20 protein-coding genes are annotated in these 20,092 nt (G+C 60.9%); 16 read left to right on the top strand and 4 right to left on the bottom strand.

Going from position 1 to position 20,092, the window contains the following annotated elements:
* Positions 1–361 precede the first annotated feature (361 nt).
* The 8 genes from panB to AC09SL_RS27640 all read left to right on the top strand — a co-directional run bounded on the left by panB (position 362) and on the right by AC09SL_RS27640 (position 11,299).
* The gene (gene panB, locus AC09SL_RS27675) at positions 362–1,162 is read left to right on the top strand and encodes a 3-methyl-2-oxobutanoate hydroxymethyltransferase (RefSeq protein ID WP_058545001.1); all 801 of its coding nucleotides are present in this window, start codon (positions 362–364) and stop codon (positions 1,160–1,162) included.
* The gene (gene panC / locus AC09SL_RS27670; protein ID WP_058545002.1) at positions 1,159–2,019 is read left to right on the top strand and encodes a pantoate--beta-alanine ligase; all 861 of its coding nucleotides are present in this window, start codon (positions 1,159–1,161) and stop codon (positions 2,017–2,019) included. The genes panB and panC overlap by 4 nt, the downstream gene beginning before the upstream one ends.
* A gap of 208 nt (positions 2,020–2,227) precedes the next feature.
* Positions 2,228–2,608: an aspartate 1-decarboxylase gene (gene panD / locus AC09SL_RS27665; RefSeq protein WP_058545003.1), complete on the top strand. Its 381-nt coding sequence runs from the start codon at positions 2,228–2,230 to the stop codon at positions 2,606–2,608.
* Positions 2,609–2,910: 302 nt separating this feature from the next.
* Positions 2,911–4,575 carry a glucose-6-phosphate isomerase gene (pgi, locus tag AC09SL_RS27660; protein ID WP_058545004.1) on the top strand — a complete coding sequence of 555 codons (1,665 nt, stop codon included), beginning with the start codon at positions 2,911–2,913 and terminating at the stop codon, positions 4,573–4,575.
* 171 nt (positions 4,576–4,746) lie between these two features.
* Positions 4,747–6,684, top strand: coding sequence for an acetate--CoA ligase (gene acs, locus AC09SL_RS27655; protein WP_058545005.1), 1,938 nt, complete (start codon positions 4,747–4,749; stop codon positions 6,682–6,684).
* Between the two features lie 245 nt (positions 6,685–6,929).
* Entirely contained in the window at positions 6,930–7,946 is a 1,017-nt protein-coding gene (locus AC09SL_RS27650; RefSeq protein ID WP_058545006.1) for a class I SAM-dependent rRNA methyltransferase, read from the top strand.
* Positions 7,947–8,067: 121 nt separating this feature from the next.
* Positions 8,068–11,001 carry a DUF748 domain-containing protein gene (locus tag AC09SL_RS27645; RefSeq protein WP_064107114.1) on the top strand — a complete coding sequence of 978 codons (2,934 nt, stop codon included), beginning with the start codon at positions 8,068–8,070 and terminating at the stop codon, positions 10,999–11,001.
* A 1-nt stretch (position 11,002) separates the two neighbouring features.
* Positions 11,003–11,299: a DUF2845 domain-containing protein gene (locus tag AC09SL_RS27640; RefSeq protein ID WP_058542683.1), complete on the top strand. Its 297-nt coding sequence runs from the start codon at positions 11,003–11,005 to the stop codon at positions 11,297–11,299.
* 324 nt (positions 11,300–11,623) lie between these two features.
* Here AC09SL_RS27640 and AC09SL_RS27635 read toward each other — a convergent pair whose 3' ends face one another.
* Both AC09SL_RS27635 and AC09SL_RS27630 read right to left on the bottom strand, forming a co-directional pair.
* Positions 11,624–11,977, bottom strand: coding sequence for a BON domain-containing protein (locus tag AC09SL_RS27635; protein WP_058542682.1), 354 nt, complete (start codon positions 11,975–11,977; stop codon positions 11,624–11,626).
* 273 nt (positions 11,978–12,250) lie between these two features.
* Positions 12,251–12,661, bottom strand: coding sequence for a pilin (locus AC09SL_RS27630; protein ID WP_058542685.1), 411 nt, complete (start codon positions 12,659–12,661; stop codon positions 12,251–12,253).
* Positions 12,662–12,886: 225 nt separating this feature from the next.
* Here AC09SL_RS27630 and pilB point away from each other — a divergent pair, with 225 nt between their 5' ends.
* The 5 genes from pilB to yacG are packed head-to-tail and all read left to right on the top strand — an operon-like array spanning position 12,887 to position 17,498.
* The gene (gene pilB / locus AC09SL_RS27625) at positions 12,887–14,587 is read left to right on the top strand and encodes a type IV-A pilus assembly ATPase PilB (RefSeq protein ID WP_058542681.1); all 1,701 of its coding nucleotides are present in this window, start codon (positions 12,887–12,889) and stop codon (positions 14,585–14,587) included.
* Positions 14,588–14,589: 2 nt separating this feature from the next.
* Positions 14,590–15,807 (top strand): type II secretion system F family protein, encoded by a 1,218-nt coding sequence (locus AC09SL_RS27620; protein ID WP_058542680.1) that lies wholly within the window; start codon positions 14,590–14,592, stop codon positions 15,805–15,807.
* Between the two features lies 1 nt (position 15,808).
* Entirely contained in the window at positions 15,809–16,678 is an 870-nt protein-coding gene (locus AC09SL_RS27615) for a prepilin peptidase (RefSeq protein ID WP_058542679.1), read from the top strand.
* Positions 16,678–17,301, top strand: a complete 624-nt coding sequence (coaE, locus tag AC09SL_RS27610; RefSeq protein ID WP_058542678.1) for a dephospho-CoA kinase — start codon at positions 16,678–16,680, stop codon at positions 17,299–17,301. The genes AC09SL_RS27615 and coaE overlap by 1 nt, the downstream gene beginning before the upstream one ends.
* Positions 17,298–17,498 carry a DNA gyrase inhibitor YacG gene (yacG, locus tag AC09SL_RS27605; RefSeq protein ID WP_058542677.1) on the top strand — a complete coding sequence of 67 codons (201 nt, stop codon included), beginning with the start codon at positions 17,298–17,300 and terminating at the stop codon, positions 17,496–17,498. Before coaE ends, yacG begins: the two co-directional genes overlap by 4 nt.
* An 81-nt stretch (positions 17,499–17,579) precedes the next feature.
* Here the strand turns inward: yacG and AC09SL_RS27600 are convergent, their stop codons facing one another.
* Both AC09SL_RS27600 and AC09SL_RS27595 read right to left on the bottom strand, forming a co-directional pair.
* Positions 17,580–17,795: a hypothetical protein gene (locus AC09SL_RS27600; RefSeq protein WP_013694234.1), complete on the bottom strand. Its 216-nt coding sequence runs from the start codon at positions 17,793–17,795 to the stop codon at positions 17,580–17,582.
* A gap of 63 nt (positions 17,796–17,858) precedes the next feature.
* Positions 17,859–18,545 carry an energy-coupling factor ABC transporter permease gene (locus AC09SL_RS27595; RefSeq protein WP_058542676.1) on the bottom strand — a complete coding sequence of 229 codons (687 nt, stop codon included), beginning with the start codon at positions 18,543–18,545 and terminating at the stop codon, positions 17,859–17,861.
* 143 nt (positions 18,546–18,688) lie between these two features.
* On the opposite strand from AC09SL_RS27595, the gene AC09SL_RS27590 reads away from it, so the two are divergent.
* The 3 genes from AC09SL_RS27590 to AC09SL_RS27580 are packed head-to-tail and all read left to right on the top strand — an operon-like array spanning position 18,689 to position 20,065.
* The gene (locus AC09SL_RS27590) at positions 18,689–19,315 is read left to right on the top strand and encodes a DUF1780 domain-containing protein (RefSeq protein WP_003205682.1); all 627 of its coding nucleotides are present in this window, start codon (positions 18,689–18,691) and stop codon (positions 19,313–19,315) included.
* Positions 19,312–19,839, top strand: coding sequence for an MOSC domain-containing protein (locus AC09SL_RS27585; RefSeq protein WP_058542675.1), 528 nt, complete (start codon positions 19,312–19,314; stop codon positions 19,837–19,839). The genes AC09SL_RS27590 and AC09SL_RS27585 overlap by 4 nt, the downstream gene beginning before the upstream one ends.
* A gap of 52 nt (positions 19,840–19,891) precedes the next feature.
* Positions 19,892–20,065, top strand: coding sequence for a DUF3094 domain-containing protein (locus AC09SL_RS27580; protein ID WP_003205686.1), 174 nt, complete (start codon positions 19,892–19,894; stop codon positions 20,063–20,065).
* Positions 20,066–20,092 lie beyond the last annotated feature (27 nt).

Raw genomic sequence — 20,092 nt, 5'->3', positions numbered from 1 at the left:
GTTCCTCTTGTGGGAGCAAAGCTTGCTCGCGATTGCGGTGGGCCAGTGAACATCCATGCCGTCTGATCCACCGCAATCGCGAGCAAGCTTTGCTCCCACAGGATGCGGTACTCGACCGTCATTCCGGGGACACGCCTCTACGCTGAAACGCATCAGTAACCCCGGTAACACCCGGCGGTAACACATCCAATTGACTTCCCGGGTGCTCCTCACGACTATAGGCGTCCCGTTGCCGCCAATACGGCGCTGAAGGGCGCAATCCAGGCCTTACAAGCACCACGCATAGAAGGTGCGCCTGTATAAATGACGAATCATGCGCGTTACTCGCAGTAGTTCACGAGCGCCTAATGAGGACTTTTTCATGCCAGCTATTACCCTGACCACGCTGCAAGGTCTCAAGCAAAAAGGTGAGAAAATCGCCATGCTGACCTGCTATGACGCAACTTTCGCCCACGCCTGCAATGAGGCCGGTGTCGAAGTGTTGCTGGTGGGCGATTCCCTCGGCATGGTGCTGCAAGGTCACGACAGCACGCTGCCGGTGACCACCGCCGAGATGGCCTACCATGTGGCCGCCGTCAAACGCGGTAACACCGATGCACTGATTCTCGCCGACCTGCCATTCATGGCCTACGCCACCCTCGAACAAACCATGACCAACAGCGCCATGCTGATGCAGGCCGGTGCCCACATGGTCAAGATCGAGGGCGCGTTGTGGCTGGCCGATTCGATTCGGCTGCTGGCCGAGCGGGGCATCCCGGTGTGCGCACACCTGGGCCTGACCCCACAAGCGGTCAATATCCTCGGTGGCTACAAAGTCCAGGGCCGCAATGAAAACCAGGCGCGGCAGATGCGCGCCGATGCGATTGCACTGGAGCAAGCTGGCGCGGCGATGTTGCTGCTCGAATGCGTGCCCAGCGAGCTGGCCGAAGAAATCACCCAGGCGGTAAATATCCCGGTAATCGGGATCGGTGCCGGCCACGCCACCGATGGCCAGGTGCTGGTGCTGCACGACATGCTCGGGCTGTCGATCACCGGTCGCGTACCCAAGTTCGTGAAGAACTTCATGGTTGGGCAAACGTCCATCCAGGCGGCTTTGGGCGCCTACGTTGCGCAAGTCAAAGCAACGACTTTCCCTGGCGCCGAACACGGGTTTTCTGCATGAACACCGTAAAAACCGTACGCGAACTGCGGGCCGCCGTGGCCCGTGCCCGCGGCGAAGGCAAACGCATCGCCTTCGTGCCAACCATGGGCAACCTGCACAGCGGCCACATGGCGCTGGTCACCAAGGCCGCGCAACGGGCCGACTTCGTGGTGGCGAGCATTTTCGTCAACCCCCTGCAATTCGGAGCCGGCGAAGACCTGGACAAATACCCCCGCACCCTGGCGGCCGACCAGGAGAAACTGCTCCAGGCCGGCTGCCATCTGCTGTTCGCGCCCAGCGTCGAAGAGATGTACCCCGACGGCATGGCCGGGCAGACCCGGGTCAGCGTCCCGCAATTGTCCGAAGGCTTGTGCGGCGCCAGCCGTCCAGGGCATTTCGAGGGTGTGGCGACGGTGGTCAGCAAGCTGTTCAACATGGTCCAGCCTGACCTGGCGGTGTTTGGCCAGAAAGACTTCCAGCAACTGGCGGTGATCCGCGCACTGGTCCATGACCTGAACATGCCGATCCAGATCATCGGCGAGCCGACCGTTCGCGCCGAGGACGGCCTGGCGCTGTCCTCGCGCAACGGCTTCCTCAGCCCGGATCAACGTGCCGTTGCGCCCGTGGTCTATCGCGCCCTGAACCAGATCGCCGAGGCCATCAAACAGGGCCGACGAGATTTCCCGGCGCTGGTCGATGAGCAGCTCAAACAACTCGAAGCCGCCGGCCTGCGTCCCGACTACCTGGAAATCCGTCACGCCAAGACCTTGCGCCCGGCGTTGAGCGAGGACCGTGACCTGGTGATTCTGGTGGCAGCCTTCCTGGGCACCACACGCCTGATCGACAACCTGCACCTGGACCTCGACACGCCCGCCTGAAATCCCCTTTGTAGGCGCACGTCTGTGGGAGCAAAGCTTGCTCGCGATAGCGGTCTGAAACTCGACATACATGTCGAATCTGACCATGTCGTCGCGAGCAAGCTTTGCTCCCACATACAGACTGCACCTGCAAATCCCTCGCGTATTGCCGCCCCACAAGCCTTCAGGCAGACTGCCCGCCGTTCGGACCCGACCAGAGGAAACATTCATGCACGCCATCATGCTCAAGGCCAAGCTGCATCGCGCCGAAGTCACCCACGCGGTGCTCGATTACGAAGGCTCCTGCGCCATTGATGGTGAGTGGCTGGACCTGTCGGGGATCCGTGAGTACGAACAGATCCAGATCTACAACGTCGACAATGGCGAGCGCTTCACCACCTACGCCATCCGTGGCGAGGAAGGTTCGCGGATGATCTCGGTGAACGGCGCCGCAGCGCACAAGGCCAAGGTGGGTGATCGTGTCATCATCTGCGCCTACGCCCACTACAGCGAAGCCGAGCTGGTCAACTTCAAGCCTCGCATGCTGTACATGGCCCCGGGCAATGAACTGAGCCACACCAGCAATGCCATTGCGGTCCAACTGGCCTGATCGAACCCTGCTGTGGGAGCAAAGCTTGCTCGCGACTGCAATGGACCGTTGCATGGATGTCGCCTGGCACACGGCTATCGCGAGCAAGCTTTGCTCCCACAGCGAACCATTCCCTCCCCCTGTTGTATAAAAAAGTACCGGGAACCGGTCAGACAAAGTCAAGACAGATCGCAACGCGAGGTTTACTGTATTCGCCCTGCGTCCGGCGATCGAGCCAATGCAGTGTCCGGACGCCCACCTCGAGCCGCGCCGGAATTTTTAGTGTACAAAAGGTCGTTCAAGTAAAAAGGAAACCCGCAGCGATGGCGTATTACCGAACCCCTCATGACGTGACCGCTCTGCCAGCCTGGCAAGCGCTGAATGACCACCGCAAAGCCATGCAGGATTTCAGCATGCGCGAAGCGTTCAATGCCGATCCGCAGCGTTTCACTCAATTCACCCTGTCGAGCTGCGGCCTGTTTCTCGACTACTCGAAAAACCTGATCAACGCCCAGACCCGCGACCTGCTGGTGGGCCTGGCCAACGAAGTCGACCTCAAGGGCGCGATCAAGTCGCTGTTCGAAGGCGAAATCGTCAACGCCTCGGAAAACCGCCCTGCCCTGCACACCGCCCTGCGTCGGCCGGTGGGCGACAAGTTGCTGGTCAACGGCGTCAATGTGATGCCGGACGTGCACAAAGTGCTGAACCAGATCACCGACCTGGTGGGCCGCATTCACGACGGCCTGTGGCGCGGCTACACCGAGAAGCCGATTACCGACGTGGTGAACATCGGCATCGGTGGTTCTTTCCTCGGCCCGGAACTGGTGTCCGAAGCGCTGTTGTCCTACGCGCAAAAAGGCGTTCGCTGCCACTACCTGGCGAACATCGACGGCAGTGAGTTCCATGAACTGACCATGAAGCTGCGCGCCGAGACCACGCTGTTCATCGTCTCGTCGAAATCCTTCAACACCCTCGAAACCCTGAAGAACGCCCAGGCCGCCCGCGCCTGGTACCTGGCCCAGGGTGGCTCCGAAGCGGAGCTGTACCGCCACTTCATCGCCGTGTCGAGCAACAACGCCGCCGCCGTGGCCTTCGGCATCCGCGAAGAAAACATCTTCCCGATGTGGGACTGGGTCGGTGGGCGTTACTCGCTGTGGTCAGCCATCGGCCTGCCGATTGCCCTGGCCATCGGCATGTCGAACTTCAAGGAATTGCTCTCCGGTGCCTATTCCATGGACCAGCATTTCCAGAGCGCCCCGTTCGAGCAGAACATGCCCGTGCTGCTGGCACTGCTGGGCGTGTGGTACGGCAACTTCTGGGGTGCGCAGAGCCATGCGATCCTGCCGTACGACCACTACCTGCGTAACATCACCAAGCATTTGCAGCAATTGGACATGGAATCCAACGGCAAGAGCGTGCGCCAGGACGGTACACCGGTGTCGACCGACACGGGCCCGGTGATCTGGGGCGGCGTCGGCTGCAATGGTCAGCACGCCTACCATCAGTTGCTGCACCAAGGCACCCAGTTGATCCCGGCCGACTTCATCGTGCCGATCGTCAGCTTCAACCCGGTTTCCGACCATCACCAGTGGCTGTACGCCAACTGCCTGTCCCAGAGCCAGGCGCTGATGCTGGGCAAGACCCGCGCCGAGGCCGAAGCCGAGCTGCGTGACAAGGGCGCCAGCGAAGAAGAAATTCAGAAACTGGCCTCCCACAAGGTGATCCCGGGCAACCGTCCGAGCAACACCTTGGTGGTCGAACGCATCAGCCCCCGTCGTCTCGGCGCACTGGTGGCGCTGTATGAACACAAGGTGTTCGTGCAGAGCGTGGTCTGGGGCATCAACGCCTTCGACCAATGGGGCGTGGAGCTGGGCAAGGAACTGGGCAAGGGCGTCTACAATCGCCTGGTGGGCAGCGAAGAAAGCCCGGCCGAAGATGCCTCGACCCAGGGCTTGATCAACTACTTCCGCGGACGTCACCGCGGGTGATAGTCTGACAGAGCGGCTCACCCGCCCTGTCACCTTTCATTTAGGACAGTTCCTACGGCTCGGGTCACCCGCAAACCGTGGGGGACACGGTACCGTAGGAGCTGCCGAAGGCAGCTCCTACGGGGGTCGTGCAGCTCCCCTCTTGTCACAAAACAAGAATAAGGAACCGTCATGTTCGATATCAGCCAGTACCCCCAAGCCGATGCCGTCCGCCGGGCTGCGCAACTGAGTCAGGACGAGTACAAGCGGCTCTATAAAGAATCCATCGAACACCCCAGCGCCTTCTGGGCCGAGCAGGCCACGCGCTTTCTCGACTGGATGACGCCCTGGCAAACCGTCCAGCGCTATGACCTCAAGAACGGCGACGCAACCTGGTTTGCCGGTGGCCAGATGAACGTCAGCGCCAATTGCATCGACCGTCACCTGGAAACGCGCGGCGATCAGGTCGCAATCATCTGGGAAGGCGACAACCCCGCCGAGTCGGCGCAAATCACTTACAAAAAACTTCACAACCATGTGTGCCGCCTGGCCAACGTGCTGAAAAGCCGTGGCGTGAAGAAAGGTGACCGGGTCTGCATCTACATGCCGATGATCCCCGAGGCCGCCTACGCCATGCTCGCCTGTACCCGCATCGGCGCGGTGCATTCAGTGGTGTTCGGCGGTTTCTCACCGGACTCGCTGCGCGACCGGATTCTCGACGCCGATTGCCGCACCGTGATCACCGCTGACGAAGGCGTGCGCGGCGCACGCTTCATACCGCTCAAGCGCAACGTCGACAAGGCCCTGGAAAGTTGCCCGAACGTCAGCACCGTGCTGGTGGTCGAGCGCACCCAGGGCGAAGTGGATTGGGTTGAAGGCCGTGACCTGTGGTACCACCAGGCCATGCACGAGATGAGCGACGACTGCCCACCCGAACCGATGGACGCCGAAGACCCATTGTTCATCCTCTACACCTCCGGCAGCACTGGCAAACCCAAGGGCGTGCTGCACACTACGGGCGGCTATCTGCTGCAAGCGGCGATGACGTTCAAGTACGTGCTCGATTACCGCGACAACGAAGTGTTCTGGTGCACCGCCGATGTCGGCTGGGTCACCGGCCATAGCTACATCGTCTATGGCCCGCTGGCCAATGGCGCCACCACACTGATCTTCGAGGGCGTGCCGAGCTACCCCAGCAGTTCGCGCTTCTGGCAGGTGATCGACAAGCATCAAGTCAATATCTTCTACACCGCACCGACCGCCCTGCGCGCGCTGATGCGCGAAGGTGCCGGACCGTTGCAGGAAACGTCCCGCAAAAGCCTGCGATTGCTCGGCACCGTCGGTGAGCCAATCAACCCGGAGGCGTGGGAATGGTATTTCAACACGGTAGGCGAACAGCGCTGCCCGATTGTCGATACCTGGTGGCAGACCGAAACCGGCGGCATCATGCTCAGCCCGTTGGTGAGTACCCCACGGCTCAAGCCAGGCTGCGCCACCCGGCCGATGTTCGGCGTGCAACCAGTCTTGCTGGATGAAGTGGGCAAGGAAATCAGCGGCGCCGGCAGCGGCGTACTGGCGATCAAATCCAGTTGGCCGGGACAGATTCGCAGCGTCTATGGCGATCATCAGCGCATGGTCGACACGTACTTCAAGCCCTACCCTGGCTATTACTTCACCGGCGACGGCGCGCGCCGCGACGAAGACGGCGATTACTGGATCACCGGGCGCATCGACGATGTGATCAACGTCTCCGGGCATCGCATTGGCACCGCCGAGGTGGAAAGCGCCCTGGTGCTGCACGACAACATTGCCGAAGCGGCCGTCGTCGGCTACCCCCACGACCTCAAGGGCCAGGGCATCTACGCCTTTGTCACGCCGATGAACGGTGTGGAGGCCAATGACGAGTTGAAGAAGGAATTGCTGGCCCACGTCAGCAAGGAAATCGGCAGCTTCGCCAAGCCGGAACTGATCCAGTGGGCGCCGGCGTTGCCCAAGACCCGTTCGGGCAAGATCATGCGGCGCATCCTGCGCAAGATCGCCTGCAACGAACTCGACAGCCTCGGCGACACCTCGACCCTGGCCGACCCAAGTGTGGTGGAGGGGTTGATCGACAAGCGCCTGAATCGCTAAGCCAAACGACGCGGTTCCCCCTCAGGCACCGAGTCCTTGTAGCGAGGGGCTTTGTGGGAGCAAAGCCTGCTCGCGAAACAGGCACCTCGATTCCTGAAAGACCGCATCGCCTTCATCGCGGGCAAGTCTTGCTCCCACAAGGCCCTTCGCCACAGGTCGAGCCCGACTCAACAACATGCAATACCCAACCCGAGTATGCATAACTGCTAAACTCCCGCGCCTCATTTCTCTAAGGCGCGCCCGGCATGTCTTCCTTGAATCAGGCGCTGCGCGCCGCCCTCGACCAGCGCCAGGCGCTGCTCGGCCAACTGCACCCGCAAGGCACCGACTGCTATCGCCTGTTCCATGGCAGCCAGGAAGGCGCGCCCGGCCTGACCATCGACCGCTACGGCCCGCAACTGCTGGTGCAAAGCTTCCATCAGTCGCTGGAGCGCGACGACCTGCTGCAACTGCACGGCATCGTTAACGAGCATCTGGGTCTGGACACCCTGCTGGTCTACAACGACCGCGCCCGGGGCAATTCGCGCGTCGACCGCCAGGACACCGTCTATCAGGCGGACGAGGCTGCCCTGCAAGACCTGGTCGGGCATGAATGGGGCTTGAATTATCGCGTCCGTGGCCGCCATGCCGGGCAGGACCCACTGCTGTTTCTCGACCTGCGCAATGCCCGGGGCTGGGTCAAGGCACACAGCCGCAATAAAAGCGTGTTGAACCTGTTCGCCTACACCTGCGGCGTCGGCCTGAGCGCCGCGGCCGGTGGTGCGCGGGAGGTGTGCAACCTGGACTTCGCCGAAGGCAACCTGGCGGTGGGCCGCGAAAACGGCCTGCTCAACCCCGAGTTGCCGCCGATGGAATTCGTGCAGTCGGATTACTTTCCGGCGATCCGCCAACTGGCCGGCCTGCCCATCAGCCAGCGACGCGGGCAGAAACTGCCCAGCTACGTGCGCCTGGAGCCGCGCCAGTACGACCTGGTGCTGCTCGATCCACCGGCTTGGGCCAAAAGTGCCTTCGGCACCGTCGACCTGCTGCGCGACTATCAAAGCCTGCTGAAACCGGCACTGCTCGCCACCGCCGACAATGGCGTGCTGATCTGCTGCAACAACCTGGCAAAAGTCCCCATGGACGACTGGCGCGAGCAGGTATTGCGTTGTGCGCAGAAAGCCGGTCGCCCGGTGCGCGAGTGGAGCGTGTTGACGCCCGGCAGCGATTTCCCTTCCCGGGACCAGCAGCCGCCGCTCAAGACGTTGATCCTCCAGCTCTAGGCCCGCGTCGGAATTATCACTGAGAAAATCAGAGAAATCGCATAAATCACAGTGGCTTCGGAACCGTAAACGCATGCCATACTCCAAGGCATTCCGAATTCACACCAAGATGAAGCCGCACATGTCCAAAGGATTGATTCGCGCTATCGGCGCCCTGTTGACCGCACTGGCCCTCTACAGCCTGTTGGGCTTCCTGATTTTGCCGGGCATCGCCTTGCGCATCGCCAACCAGCAATTGGCTGCCCTTGCGACGGTGCCGGCCCAGATCCAGCGCATCGAACTCAATCCTTTCAGCCTGGAAGTCACCCTCTGGGGCCTGAATATCGGCGAACCGGGCAAGGAACAGGTCGGCTTCGAACGGCTGTACGCCAATTTGCAACTCGACAGCCTGTGGTCCGGCGCCCTGCACCTGGTCGACATCGAGTTGGACAAGCCCAAGACCGACGTGGTGTTCGCCAAGGACGGTCAGTTGAACCTGCTGGGCCTGTTCAAGCTGCCGGCCAGCGAACCGACGCCCGCCGATCCCGAGGCCAAGCCGTTCCCCCTGCGGGTCGATCGAATCAAGTTGGCCGGCGGTTATTTGCATTTCCAGGACCTGCGTCCCAGCGAGCCCATTGAGTTTCTCTACGACACCCTCGATTTCGAACTGAATAACCTCAGCACCCTGCCCGACGACAACGCCGACATGACCCTGGTGGCCATAGGTCCCAACGGCGGGCGGCTCGACTGGACCGGTAATTTCAGCCTCACCCCGATTGCCTCCCAAGGCATGCTCAAAGTCACTGGCGGCCAAATGAAAGCCTTTTGGCCCTACGTGCGCGACGCCGTACCGTTGGTTCTGGAAAACGGCGTCCTGAACCTCAGCACCGACTACAAGCTCAATCTGAACAAGGGCACCGAACTGCTGCTCAGCAACGCCACCGTCAGTGTCGCGCCCTTCGCCATCAAGGCCCCCGATGGCCGTCCATTGGTGAAGCTCGAACGCCTGGACGTGAGTGAAACCACGCTGGACCTGGCCAAGCAGCAAGTGGTGGTGGGCAAGATCCGCAGCCAGAATCTGGAAACCTGGGCCGCTCGCGAGGCGGACGGGCAACTGGACTGGCAGAAACTCTTCGCCAGCCAGCCGGCCAAACCGCAGGTCAAGGCCGAAGCGGCGTCAGCCCCGGCCGCCGCCGATTCGCCAAAAGCTGAACCGGCACCGCCTAGCAAACCATGGCAGGTGATTTTGAAGGATGTGCAACTGCGCGACTACAAGGTGCACCTGGCTGACCGTCAGGCCCAGCCCGCCGTGGCACTGGAGGTCGGCCCACTGAACCTCGACCTGCAGAACTACGACACCCTCAACGGCTCGCCCTTTACCCTCAAGCTGGACACCGGGATAGGCAAACAGGGCAAGATCCTGGCCGACGGCGAGGTCAGCCTGAACCCGATCACTGCCAAGCTCAAGGTCAAGACCCAGGACGTCGACCTGCGCGTCGCCCAGTCGTACATCAACCCGTTCATTCGCCTGGAGCTGCGCTCCGGGATGCTCGGCAGCGACCTGGCAGTCGACCTTAAAAGCACCGAGCCACTGGCATTTGCCGTCACTGGCCGCGCCCAGGTCGATCAGTTGCACACCCTCGACACGCTCAAGACCCGCGACTTCCTCAAGTGGCAGAGCCTGGTCCTTGAAGGCCTGAACTATCAGCACGGGGACAGCCTGTCCATCGACAAGGTCAACCTGTTCCAGCCTTACGCGCGCTTCATGATCAACGACGACCGCACCACCAACGTCGATGACCTGCTGATCCCGCAACCGGCCGACAGCGGCACGAAGAACACCGCGGCAAAACCGACGTCCCAGGAAAAACCGCTGGGCATCCACATCGGCGGCATTGCCATCAATGACGGTTCGGCCAACTTCGCCGACTTCAGCCTGACCCCTAACTTCGCCACCGCTATCCAGCAGCTCAATGGCCAGATCGGCACCATCGACAGCCGCCAGGCCAAACCGGCCAGCGTGGACATCAAGGGCAAGGTCGATCGCTATGCTCCGGTCACCATCAAAGGGGCGCTCAACCCCTTCGACCCGATGGCCAGCCTCGACATCGCCACCAGTTTCAAACGGGTCGAGCTGACCACACTGACCCCCTACTCCGGCAAGTTCGCCGGCTATCGCATCCGCAAGGGCCGGCTCAATCTCGACCTGCATTACCGGATCACCCAAGGCAAGCTCCAGGCGGACAACAAAGTAGTGGTCGAGCAACTGCAACTGGGGGAGAAAGTCGATAGCCCGGACGCCGTGAGCCTGCCACTCAAATTGGCGGTCGCATTGCTGAAGGATTCCGATGGCAGGATTTCCATCGAGCTGCCGGTGTCCGGCGATCTCAACGACCCGCAATTCAGTGTCATGCCGATCATCTGGCAGACCCTGCGCAACCTGGTGGTACGAGCGGCCCAGGCGCCGTTCAAACTCATCGGTGGCCTGGTGGCCGGCGGCGGCTCGGAAGACTTGGGCAGCGTGGCGTTTGCGCCGGGTTCCAGCGACCTGAGCAAGGACAACGAAGGCACGCTGCTCAAACTGTCCGAAGCCCTTGGCAAACGTCCGGAGCTGCGCCTGGAGATCGAAGGCACCGCCGCCGAGAGCAGCGACGGTCCGCTGCTCGCCGCCCAGCGCCTTGAACGCGAATACCAGTACAACTACTACAAGATACTGCAGCGTCGGGGCGACAAAGTACCGGCCCAGGCCTCGCTGATACAGGTGCCCGAGGATGAAAAGGCACCGCTGCTCGAAGGTATCTACCGTACCCGCCTCAAGACCCAACCGCCCGTGGAATGGACGCAATTGGATAAAAAGGCCCGCACCGAGAAACTGCGTGAAGGCGTGATCAAGTTCTGGAGCGGCAGCGACGTGCTCTTGCGTCAACTGGGGCAGGAACGGGCCAGCAGCATCAAGGATTTCCTGGTCGACAAAGGCCAGTTGGCCGACGACCGCGTGTATTTCATCGACGCCAGTCTCGGCCAGGCCGAAAGCGATGGCCGGGTGATTACCCCGATGCATCTGGATGCCGAATAAGATGAAACCTGGGTTTGGGCTCTGCCTGGGTCTAGTGCTGGCCGCCGGCCAGGCCGCGGCGGCCGACACGCTGCGCTGCGGCAGCCAGTTGATCAGCGTCGGTGACCGCTCCAGCGAAGTGCTGCAAAAGTGCGGTCAGCCGGCGGCGCGGGATGACCTGGGTTACAAGCGCAGTGTCAATCGCCGGGAGGAATACCCGGTGGAAGAATGGACCTACGGCCCCAACAGCGGCATGTATCAGTACCTGCGTTTCGAAGGTAATCGGCTGGTGCAGATCACCAGCAAGCGGGGGCGGTGACCTTGTCCGCACAGATGTGTTGAATGTGCCGCCGCCATCGCGAGCAAGCTCGCTCTCACATTGTTCAGGGTGATCTCAAAATCCGTGTTCACCGCCGCCCCCTGTGCGAGCTTACTCGCGATGGCGGCAACTCGGTTCTGACTTACGTGCAAACGCTGACCCGCAGATTGATTCCCCAGAATAGAACAGGCCCCCGGCACGAATGCCGGGGGCCTGTAATGGCCACGTCCGTGTGGCCTTTCGCATGAACTCCAAAGCAACGGCAAACGTATATCCTGGCCCGCTTGCCGCGCCTTCTCCCAGTCCAGGCGAGAAGTCTTAGCCTTACTCGGATTTCAGGCCATCAGCCGATACGGCTTTCACACCTTTGATCTTTTTGGCGATCGCCACGGCGGTCTCTTTTTGCGCATCAGTTACTGCAGTAGTCGAAGACAGGGACACAACACCTTTATTGGTTTCGACTTTGATATCGGTGCCTGGAATGCCTTTTTCGGTGACCAGGTCAGCTTTGACTTTGGTGGTGATCCAGGTATCGGAGACGTCTTCTTTAGCCTCTGTCACTTCACCAGCAGCCAGCATCATTGGCGCCTGAGTTGCTTGAGTGGTCTCGGCGAATGCGCTAGCCATGGTCAGGGTCAGAGCGGTAGCAGCGGCGGCAGTGATAGCGAACTTCTTCATACGAGTAACTCCTGTTTTTCTCAAAAACTGCCGGAGGTGCATCCCGGCAGGGTTATCAGGAGTAGTGCGAACGCTGTGCCAGCTTTGAAACTTTTATTAATTGCTTATAAATCAGTAAGTTAAGAGAAACGGTAATTTTCTATATCATGCAAAATGCATGAAGCGATGATTCTGGACATGCAACTTGCGGGTTTTGAACCTCTCTCCTAAGTTTATGAATTGCGAACGGTTTTCTGGCGAGGGAGGGCTTCCTCCCTCGCCATATGAAACCAATCAAACACCAGGGCAGCCGGCCGGTAAGAACTCCTTGGCAGCGGTAGAAGCACACGTCCAGGCGCCATTCGCGTCACGACTGAGCGTGATCGTCTTGGACGCTACGGCAGCGGGAGCGTTCTGAAGGGTACAAACGATGGTGCCTGTACCCGCTGAAGCGGTACCTGTGACTGCGATTGCGCAGTTGCTGGTAGGCGTCGTTATGCTCATGTTGGTCGCTGAAGGGTTAGTGCCTTGATTCATCATGTCCTCAAACGGCACCTTCAGTGCAGAAATTTCCCCGAGCCCCGCCGTCGCCTTCGCCCGCGCCTGATACTTCGAATATTGCGGCAACGCAAAGGTCGCCAGAATGCCGATGATCGCCACGACGATCAGCAGCTCGATCAAGGTAAAACCACTCTGCTTATTCATAGACATCTCCCATGCATGAGTCGAAATCTCATGACCTGAATCGGCCATTGCAGGGCACATGCCAACCCTCAAGCTCCATCAATAAAGGGGGTTGAACCCACACAACGGCGACGTCCTACCTCAACAACCGCACTATCTGACGTTTTTTGTCACCCTGCCCCCGCTGGTTTGGCGTCGAGGCTTGACTAGGCTATAAGTCATGAATCGTTCGCCGCCGGGATTCCCATGAATGACATCGCCCTCAGCGGCCTGACCAAGCAATTGGTGTTGGCCGAACTGCTCACCGAGCAAAGTGCGCAACAGGCGTATCAACAGGCCCAACGCAGCCGCATCCCCCTGGTCAGCTATCTGGTGCAGAACCAACTGGTGCAGAGCCGCCAGATCGCCGAGATCGCCTCGGAGCATTTCGGCGTTGCCCTGCTGGACCTCAACAGCCTGGACAAAGAAGCCCAACCCAGCGGCCTGGTCAGCGAAAAACTGGTGCGCCAGCATCACGCCCTGCCGCTGTGGCGGCGTGGCAACAAATTGTTCGTGGGCATCTCCGACCCCACCAATCACCAGGCCATCAATGACATCCAGTTCAGCACCGGCCTGACCACCGAAGCCATCCTGGTGGAGGACGACAAGCTCAGCGACGCCATCGAAAAGTTCTTCGAATCCAGCAGCACCGGCCTGGAAGGCATGGGCGATGTCGACCTCGACGGCTTGGACATAGAATCGATCGACGACACCAGGCAGGAGTCCATCGCCGGCCAGGACACCGACGACGCGCCCGTGGTGCGCTTCGTCAACAAGATGCTGCTGGACGCGATCAAGGGCGGCTCTTCCGACCTGCACTTCGAACCCTATGAAAAGATCTACCGGGTGCGGGTGCGCACCGACGGCATATTGCGCGAAGTGGCCAGGCCGCCTATCCAGTTGGCCAACCGTATCGCCGCGCGCTTGAAAGTCATGGCCAGCCTGGATATTTCCGAACGGCGCAAACCCCAGGACGGGCGCCTGAAAATGCGCCTGTCGAAAACCAAGTCCATCGATTTCCGGGTCAACACCCTGCCCACGCTCTGGGGCGAAAAAGTGGTGATCCGGATCCTCGACCCGTCCAGCGCGCAAATGGGCATCGATGCCCTGGGCTACGAACCGGACCAGAAAGACCTGTACATGGCCGCCCTCAAGCAACCGCAAGGGCTGATCCTGGTGACAGGCCCGACCGGCTCGGGCAAGACCGTGTCGCTGTACACCGGGCTGAATATCCTCAACACCGTGGACATCAACATTTCCACTGCCGAAGACCCGGTGGAAATCAACATGGAAGGCATCAACCAGGTCAACGTGAATCCGCGCCAGGGGCTGGATTTCGCCCATGCCCTGCGCTCGTTCCTGCGCCAGGACCCGGACGTGATCATGGTCGGCGAAATCCGTGACCTGGAAACCGCCGAAATCGCCATCAAGGCCGCCCAGACCGGGCACCTGGTGCTCTCCACCCTGCACACCAACAGCGCCGCCGAAACCTTGATCCGCCTGCAGAACATGGGCATTCCGGGGTTCAACATCGCCACCGCCGTGCACCTGATCATTGCCCAGCGGTTGGCGCGCAAACTGTGCAGCCACTGCAAGACGGCCATCGAGATCCCCGAGGAAGCCTTGCTCAAGGAAGGTTTCCCTCGGGAACGCATCGGCACATTCACGATCTATGAGCCGGTCGGTTGCGAACAGTGCAACCACGGTTACAAAGGGCGCGTGGGGGTTTACGAAGTGGTCAAGAACACGCCCGAGCTGCAACGGTTGATCATGGCCGAGGGCAACTCGCTGGAAATCGATCTGCAAATGCGCAAGGACGGTTTCAATGACCTGCGCACGTCGGGGCTGCTCAAAGTGATGCAGGGCGTCACCAGCCTCGAAGAAATCAACCGGGTCACCAAGGATTGAACATGGCGGTCAAGGCAGTCAAAACCGATGTTTACACTTGGGAAGGCAAGGACCGCAAAGGCACGAAAATGACCGGCGAGCTGACGGGCCAGAGCCCGGCCCTGGTCAAGGCACAGCTGCGCAAGCAAGGCATCAACCCGCAGAAGGTGCGCAAGAAATCCACCTCGATATTCAGCAAGGGCAAGCGCATCAAGCCGCTGGATATCGCCCTCTTCACCCGCCAGATGGCGACGATGCTCAAGGCCGGCGTACCGCTGTTGCAGGCGTTCGACATCATTGGCGAAGGCTTCGACAACCCCAACATGCGCAAGCTGGTGGACGAGGTGAAGCAGGAAGTCGCCGCCGGCAACAGCTTCGCCGCAGCGCTGCGCAAGTGCCCGCAATATTTCGACGAGCTGTACTGCAACCTGGTGGACGCCGGCGAACAGGCCGGTGCCCTGGATACCCTGCTGGACCGGGTCGCGACCTACAAGGAAAAGAGCGAAGCGCTCAAGGCCAAGATCAAGAAAGCCATGACCTATCCTGCGGCCGTGGTCCTCGTTGCCGCCGTGGTCACGGGGATTCTGCTGGTCAAGGTGGTGCCGCAGTTCGAATCGGTATTTTCCGGGTTCGGCGCGCAATTGCCGGCCTTCACGGTGATGGTCATCGGCCTGTCGGAATTCATGCAGCAGTGGTGGTGGATGTTGCTTGGCGGGTTGGCAGGGGCTTTTTTTGGTGTGAAGTACGCGCTCAGGCGTTCGGAGCGCTTTCGCGACTGGCGCGACAAATGGCTGCTCAAGCTGCCGCTGATAGGCACCTTGCTGTACAAGTCCGCCGTGGCTCGCTACGCCCGCACGCTTTCCACCACCTTCGCCGCCGGCGTGCCACTGGTGGAGGCCCTCGATTCGGTGTCTGGCGCCACCGGCAACGTGGTGTTCAAACGTGCCGTGCAACGCATCAAGCAGGAAGTCTCGACCGGCATGCAGTTGAATTTCTCCATGCGCGCCTCAGGGATCTTTCCGAACCTGGCGGTCCAGATGACCGCCATTGGCGAGGAATCCGGCGCGCTGGACGACATGCTCGACAAGGTGGCGAGCTTTTATGAGGCCGAGGTGGACAATCTGGTGGACAACCTCACCAGCCTGATGGAACCCTTCATCATGGTGGTCCTGGGGGTGGTCGTCGGTGGCCTGGTGGTTGCCATGTACCTGCCCATCTTTCAACTTGGCTCTGCGATCTGACATGCCCCTGAGCGAATTCTTCGTGCTGTATCCCGTGGCCTTCGTGCTCGTTGCAGCATTGCTCGGCCTGATCATCGGCAGCTTCCTCAACGTGCTGGTGTGGCGCCTGCCGAAGATGCTCAACCGCGAATGGCGCCTGCAGGCCCACGACCTGCTGGGCCTGCCGGCCGAAACCCCGGGCCCGGTCTACAACCTGATGCTGCCCCACTCCCAGTGCCCACACTGCGGTCATCGCATCCGCGCCTGGGAGAACATCCCCGTACTCAGCTACTTGATGCTGCGCGGCCGCTGTTCGAGCTGCGCCGCGCCCATTGGCAGGCGTTACCCCCTGACCGAAGTGGCCTGCGGGGCGTTATCGGCGTTCGTCGCCTGGCATTTCGGCTTTGGCTGGCACGCCGCGGTGGTGATGGTGTTGACCTGGGGCCTGCTGGGCATGAGCCTGATCGACGCCGAACATCAATTGCTGCCCGATACCCTGGTGCTGCCGTTGTTGTGGCTGGGCTTGATCGTCAACAGCTTCGGGCTGTTCGTGTCCTTGAACCAGGCAATGTGGGGTGCGGTGGCCGGCTATCTGGCGCTGTGGTCGGTTTTCTGGGTGTTCAAGCTGATCACCGGCAAGGAAGGCATGGGCTATGGCGATTTCAAGCTGCTGGCGATGCTTGGCGCCTGGGGTGGCTGGCAGATCCTGCCGCTGACGCTGCTGTTGTCGTCGCTGGTGGGTGCCGTTCTTGGGGTGATTGTACTGCGCTTGCGTGATGCTCCCGGGTCGACGCAGATCCCTTTCGGGCCTTATCTGGCCATTGCCGGCTGGATTGCCTTGCTCTGGGGTGGTCAAATAACCGACTTCTATTGGCAGTCTGTCGGTTTCTAATGAATACCCCTTTGGAAAAACCCTGGATTCTCGGCCTGACCGGTGGCATCGGCAGCGGCAAGAGCGCAGCGGCCCAGCACTTCATCGACCTGGGCGTGCACGTCATCGACGCCGATCATGCGGCGCGTTGGGTGGTCGAGCCCGGGCGCCCGGCGCTGGCGAAAATCGCCGAGCACTTCGGCCCCGGCGTATTGCAGGCCGACGGCGCCCTGGACCGGGCGGCGCTGCGCAAGCTGATCTTCGAGAATGCCGATGAACGCCGCTGGCTCGAGGCGCTGCTGCATCCGCTGATCGCCGAGGAAATCGCCCATCATCTGGCCCAGGCACAATCGCCCTATGCAATCCTGGTATCGCCGCTGCTGATCGAGTCAGGGCAGTACGCCATGACCCAGCGGATCCTGGTGGTCGATGCGCCGGAACAACTGCAGATCGAACGTACGTTGCAGCGCGACCAGACCAGCGAACAACAGGTCCAGGCGATTCTCAAGGCCCAGTCCAGCCGCCAGGATCGCCTGAGCCATGCCGACGACGTGGTGGTCAACGATCGCGACCTCGCCTGGCTGCACAGCGAGGTCGAGCGCCTGCATCACTTTTACCTTACTTTGCGTGGAGGCCAATCATGAGCCAAACCCCAACCGTTGATTGCCCAACCTGTGGCGCCCCTGTGGAATGGAGCCCGGAGAGCAAATTCCGGCCGTTCTGCTCTGATCGCTGCAAATTGATCGACCTCGGCGCCTGGGCGTCGGAAGAACACAAGATTCCGGTCAGCCCCGACGCCGAGGACGAGCTGTTCAGCGAAGACTTCGAGCAACGCCACTAAGGCCCGGTCGAATCATTGTGGCGAGGGAGCTTGCTCCCTCGCCACGGGGCTCATTATCTTCTCAGGTAACGGAATTCACCCCTAAGGCCGCATGAAACCGTAGTCCTGCTCATCATCGAGGTTTTCCGCCAGGAAACTCAACTCATCGGCCAGGTCTTCAGGGCTGCGCACTGTCTTGCTCTGTTGCACGATCGCACTGAGCAAGGCGCGCAGGCTCAAGCCTGGGTCAAAACCGATCTCCATTGCGGCGTCGTGGCTACGCCTGATTTCTTGTCTCGCCCACTCATAAACACTCATGGCTGTGCTCCTGGAAATTTTCCAAAGCATGAAGGGCGTGTGGTGGTGCAGCCTTGACGTGAATCAAGGCTTGTCATCATCGTTCCACGGGGCCGACAGGTAGCGCGTGCGGTTGAAGGTCTCCAGCCATTCGGGACTGAACACCACCAACGCACTGATCACCATGCCGTTGATGAAGGCCTCGGGGAAGATGATCAGCCAGAGGTAGCCGACAAAGTCTTCCAACCAGTAAGGCATGGCGAATATACCGTCGTGCCACAGCAGGCCAAGCCCCAGCAGCAGGCACGCCAACGCCGAAAGCGCGGCCGCGAGAAACCCCGAACAGAAGATGTACACGAACAGATTGCGCGGCTGGGCGCGCTCCACCAGGATCGCGCAACACTCGGTGACCAGCACCGGCAACAGGATCAGCAGCGCACCGTTGACCCCCAACGCAGCCATGTCCTGACGGCCCAGCAGCACCAGCGCAAGCTGCGCGCACAGGCCACCGAGGATCGCCAGCGGCCAGTCCAGCAGCAGCGTCACGGCGGTCATGCCGATAAAGTGATACGAAACACCCGTGTCGAAATCCCGTCGCACCAGCCACAACATGAACAGCGCCAACACTGTGCCAAATAGCAAATGCTGGCGCCGGCTGTCGGTGAATAATTCGACCCACGGCGCCCGCGACACAGCCCAGACCAACACTGGCACATAAACCAGCCAGCCGAGCGCCTGGGTCTGTGGTGAGAGCAATTCGGCACCGATCATGGGACTCTTCCTTTCGCTTGGCCCTTGCAGCAAATTTTCTGTGGCGAGGGGATTTCAAGCCAACAGTCTACATCCCACTATAAAGCCCTATTAATCAACGCAACGCTTCCAGCTTGTCGCAATTGAACGCTAAGCTTGGGCTCATGGATGACTCCGATTACTTACGCCTGCTGACCATCGCGGCCGAGCAAGCCAACGCCTTTCTCTCCAATGCCCGCAAATGGGAGCGTGAGCGTTGGGTCTGCCAGCGTCTGCTGCAAGGGCTGAACGTGCCTTATCGCGCCGACGAGTTCGCGCCGGCCGGGGAGCCGCCGGACGTATTGTTTCGCGATGCCAATTTCGAGGTGTTTTTCGTGCTCGACGAGGGGCGTCGCCTCAATGACGAATGGCGCGATGAACTGCAACGCCGTCGCAGCGCCTTTTCCTTGAGCCAACTGGTGCGTCGCGAGGCCAAGCCGCGGCGGATCCCGGCCAATGAGTTCCTGATGCGGCTGGCCCCGACCCTGCGCAAGAAAGCTCACAACTACACCGAGCGCGGCATGGACCTGGGTGACCTGGACATCATCGCCTTCGCCAGCCTCAAGCGCGAAGTGCTGGACCTCAACAGTCACTTCCCACCGCCGACCGAGTACCTGCGCCAGGGCTGGCGCTCGCTGTCGCTGGTGGGGCCGACGTTTGCCCGAGTGCTGTTCGCCCACCCCGACGCGCCGGACTTCCTGCGAAGCAACCTGGGCCGCAGCATTGTGTTCGATGTCGGGATCAGCCTGTGAGCCCTTTGCAGGAACTGATCGCCGCCGTGCCCCAGCAAGGCCGCGTACGCTGGATTGGCGTACGACCCCAGGGTCATGCGCCCATGATCGAACTGGACGCCGTGGAGGCCCGCCTGGAAGCCGGACTGACCGGCGATCATGCCCGCCCCGGTGTGCGCAATGCGCGACAAGTGACGCTGATCCAATGGGAGCACCTGGCCGTGATCGGCTCGCTGATGGGCCGTCCCGAAGACCGCCCCGTGCTGCCACAGGAGCTGCGACGCAATATCGTGGTCAGCGGCATCAATCTGTTCAGCCTCAAGGGCCGGCGCTTTCGTATCGGCCAAGCCATCTTTGAAACCACCGGCTGGTGCCAGCCTTGTGCCCGATTGGAGAGAAACCTCGGCGAAGGTACGTTCCAGGCCGTACGCGGCCATGGCGGAATCACGGCCCGGGTGTTAAAAAGTGGAATCATTCGCCTGGACGACAGCCTGGTCGTCGACCCCGTTCCGGCGAGCGGCTACGCTGCTTTCAATGCCGGCTAGCCGGACGCTGTAACGTCTGCACATTCCGCAACGTCTACCTGACGAGGCCTTTATGACCAGCCGCCTGAACCCAGAAGACCAGAAGCATGTCGAAGAGTACCTGCAACTGTCCCAGCACCGAGTCGAGCGCCGGCCTTTCCGGCCGTGGATGCTCCTGGTGGTGGTACTGGCCGTGACCATCGGCCTGGGCCTGTTGAGCCGACTGATCAGTTACCTGACGCTATGAGCCGCCCAGCCACACTGCCGCTCGCTC

This window comes from Pseudomonas sp. PF05 (assembly GCF_056521845.1).
This window is presented reverse-complemented; position numbering and strand designations above follow the sequence as displayed.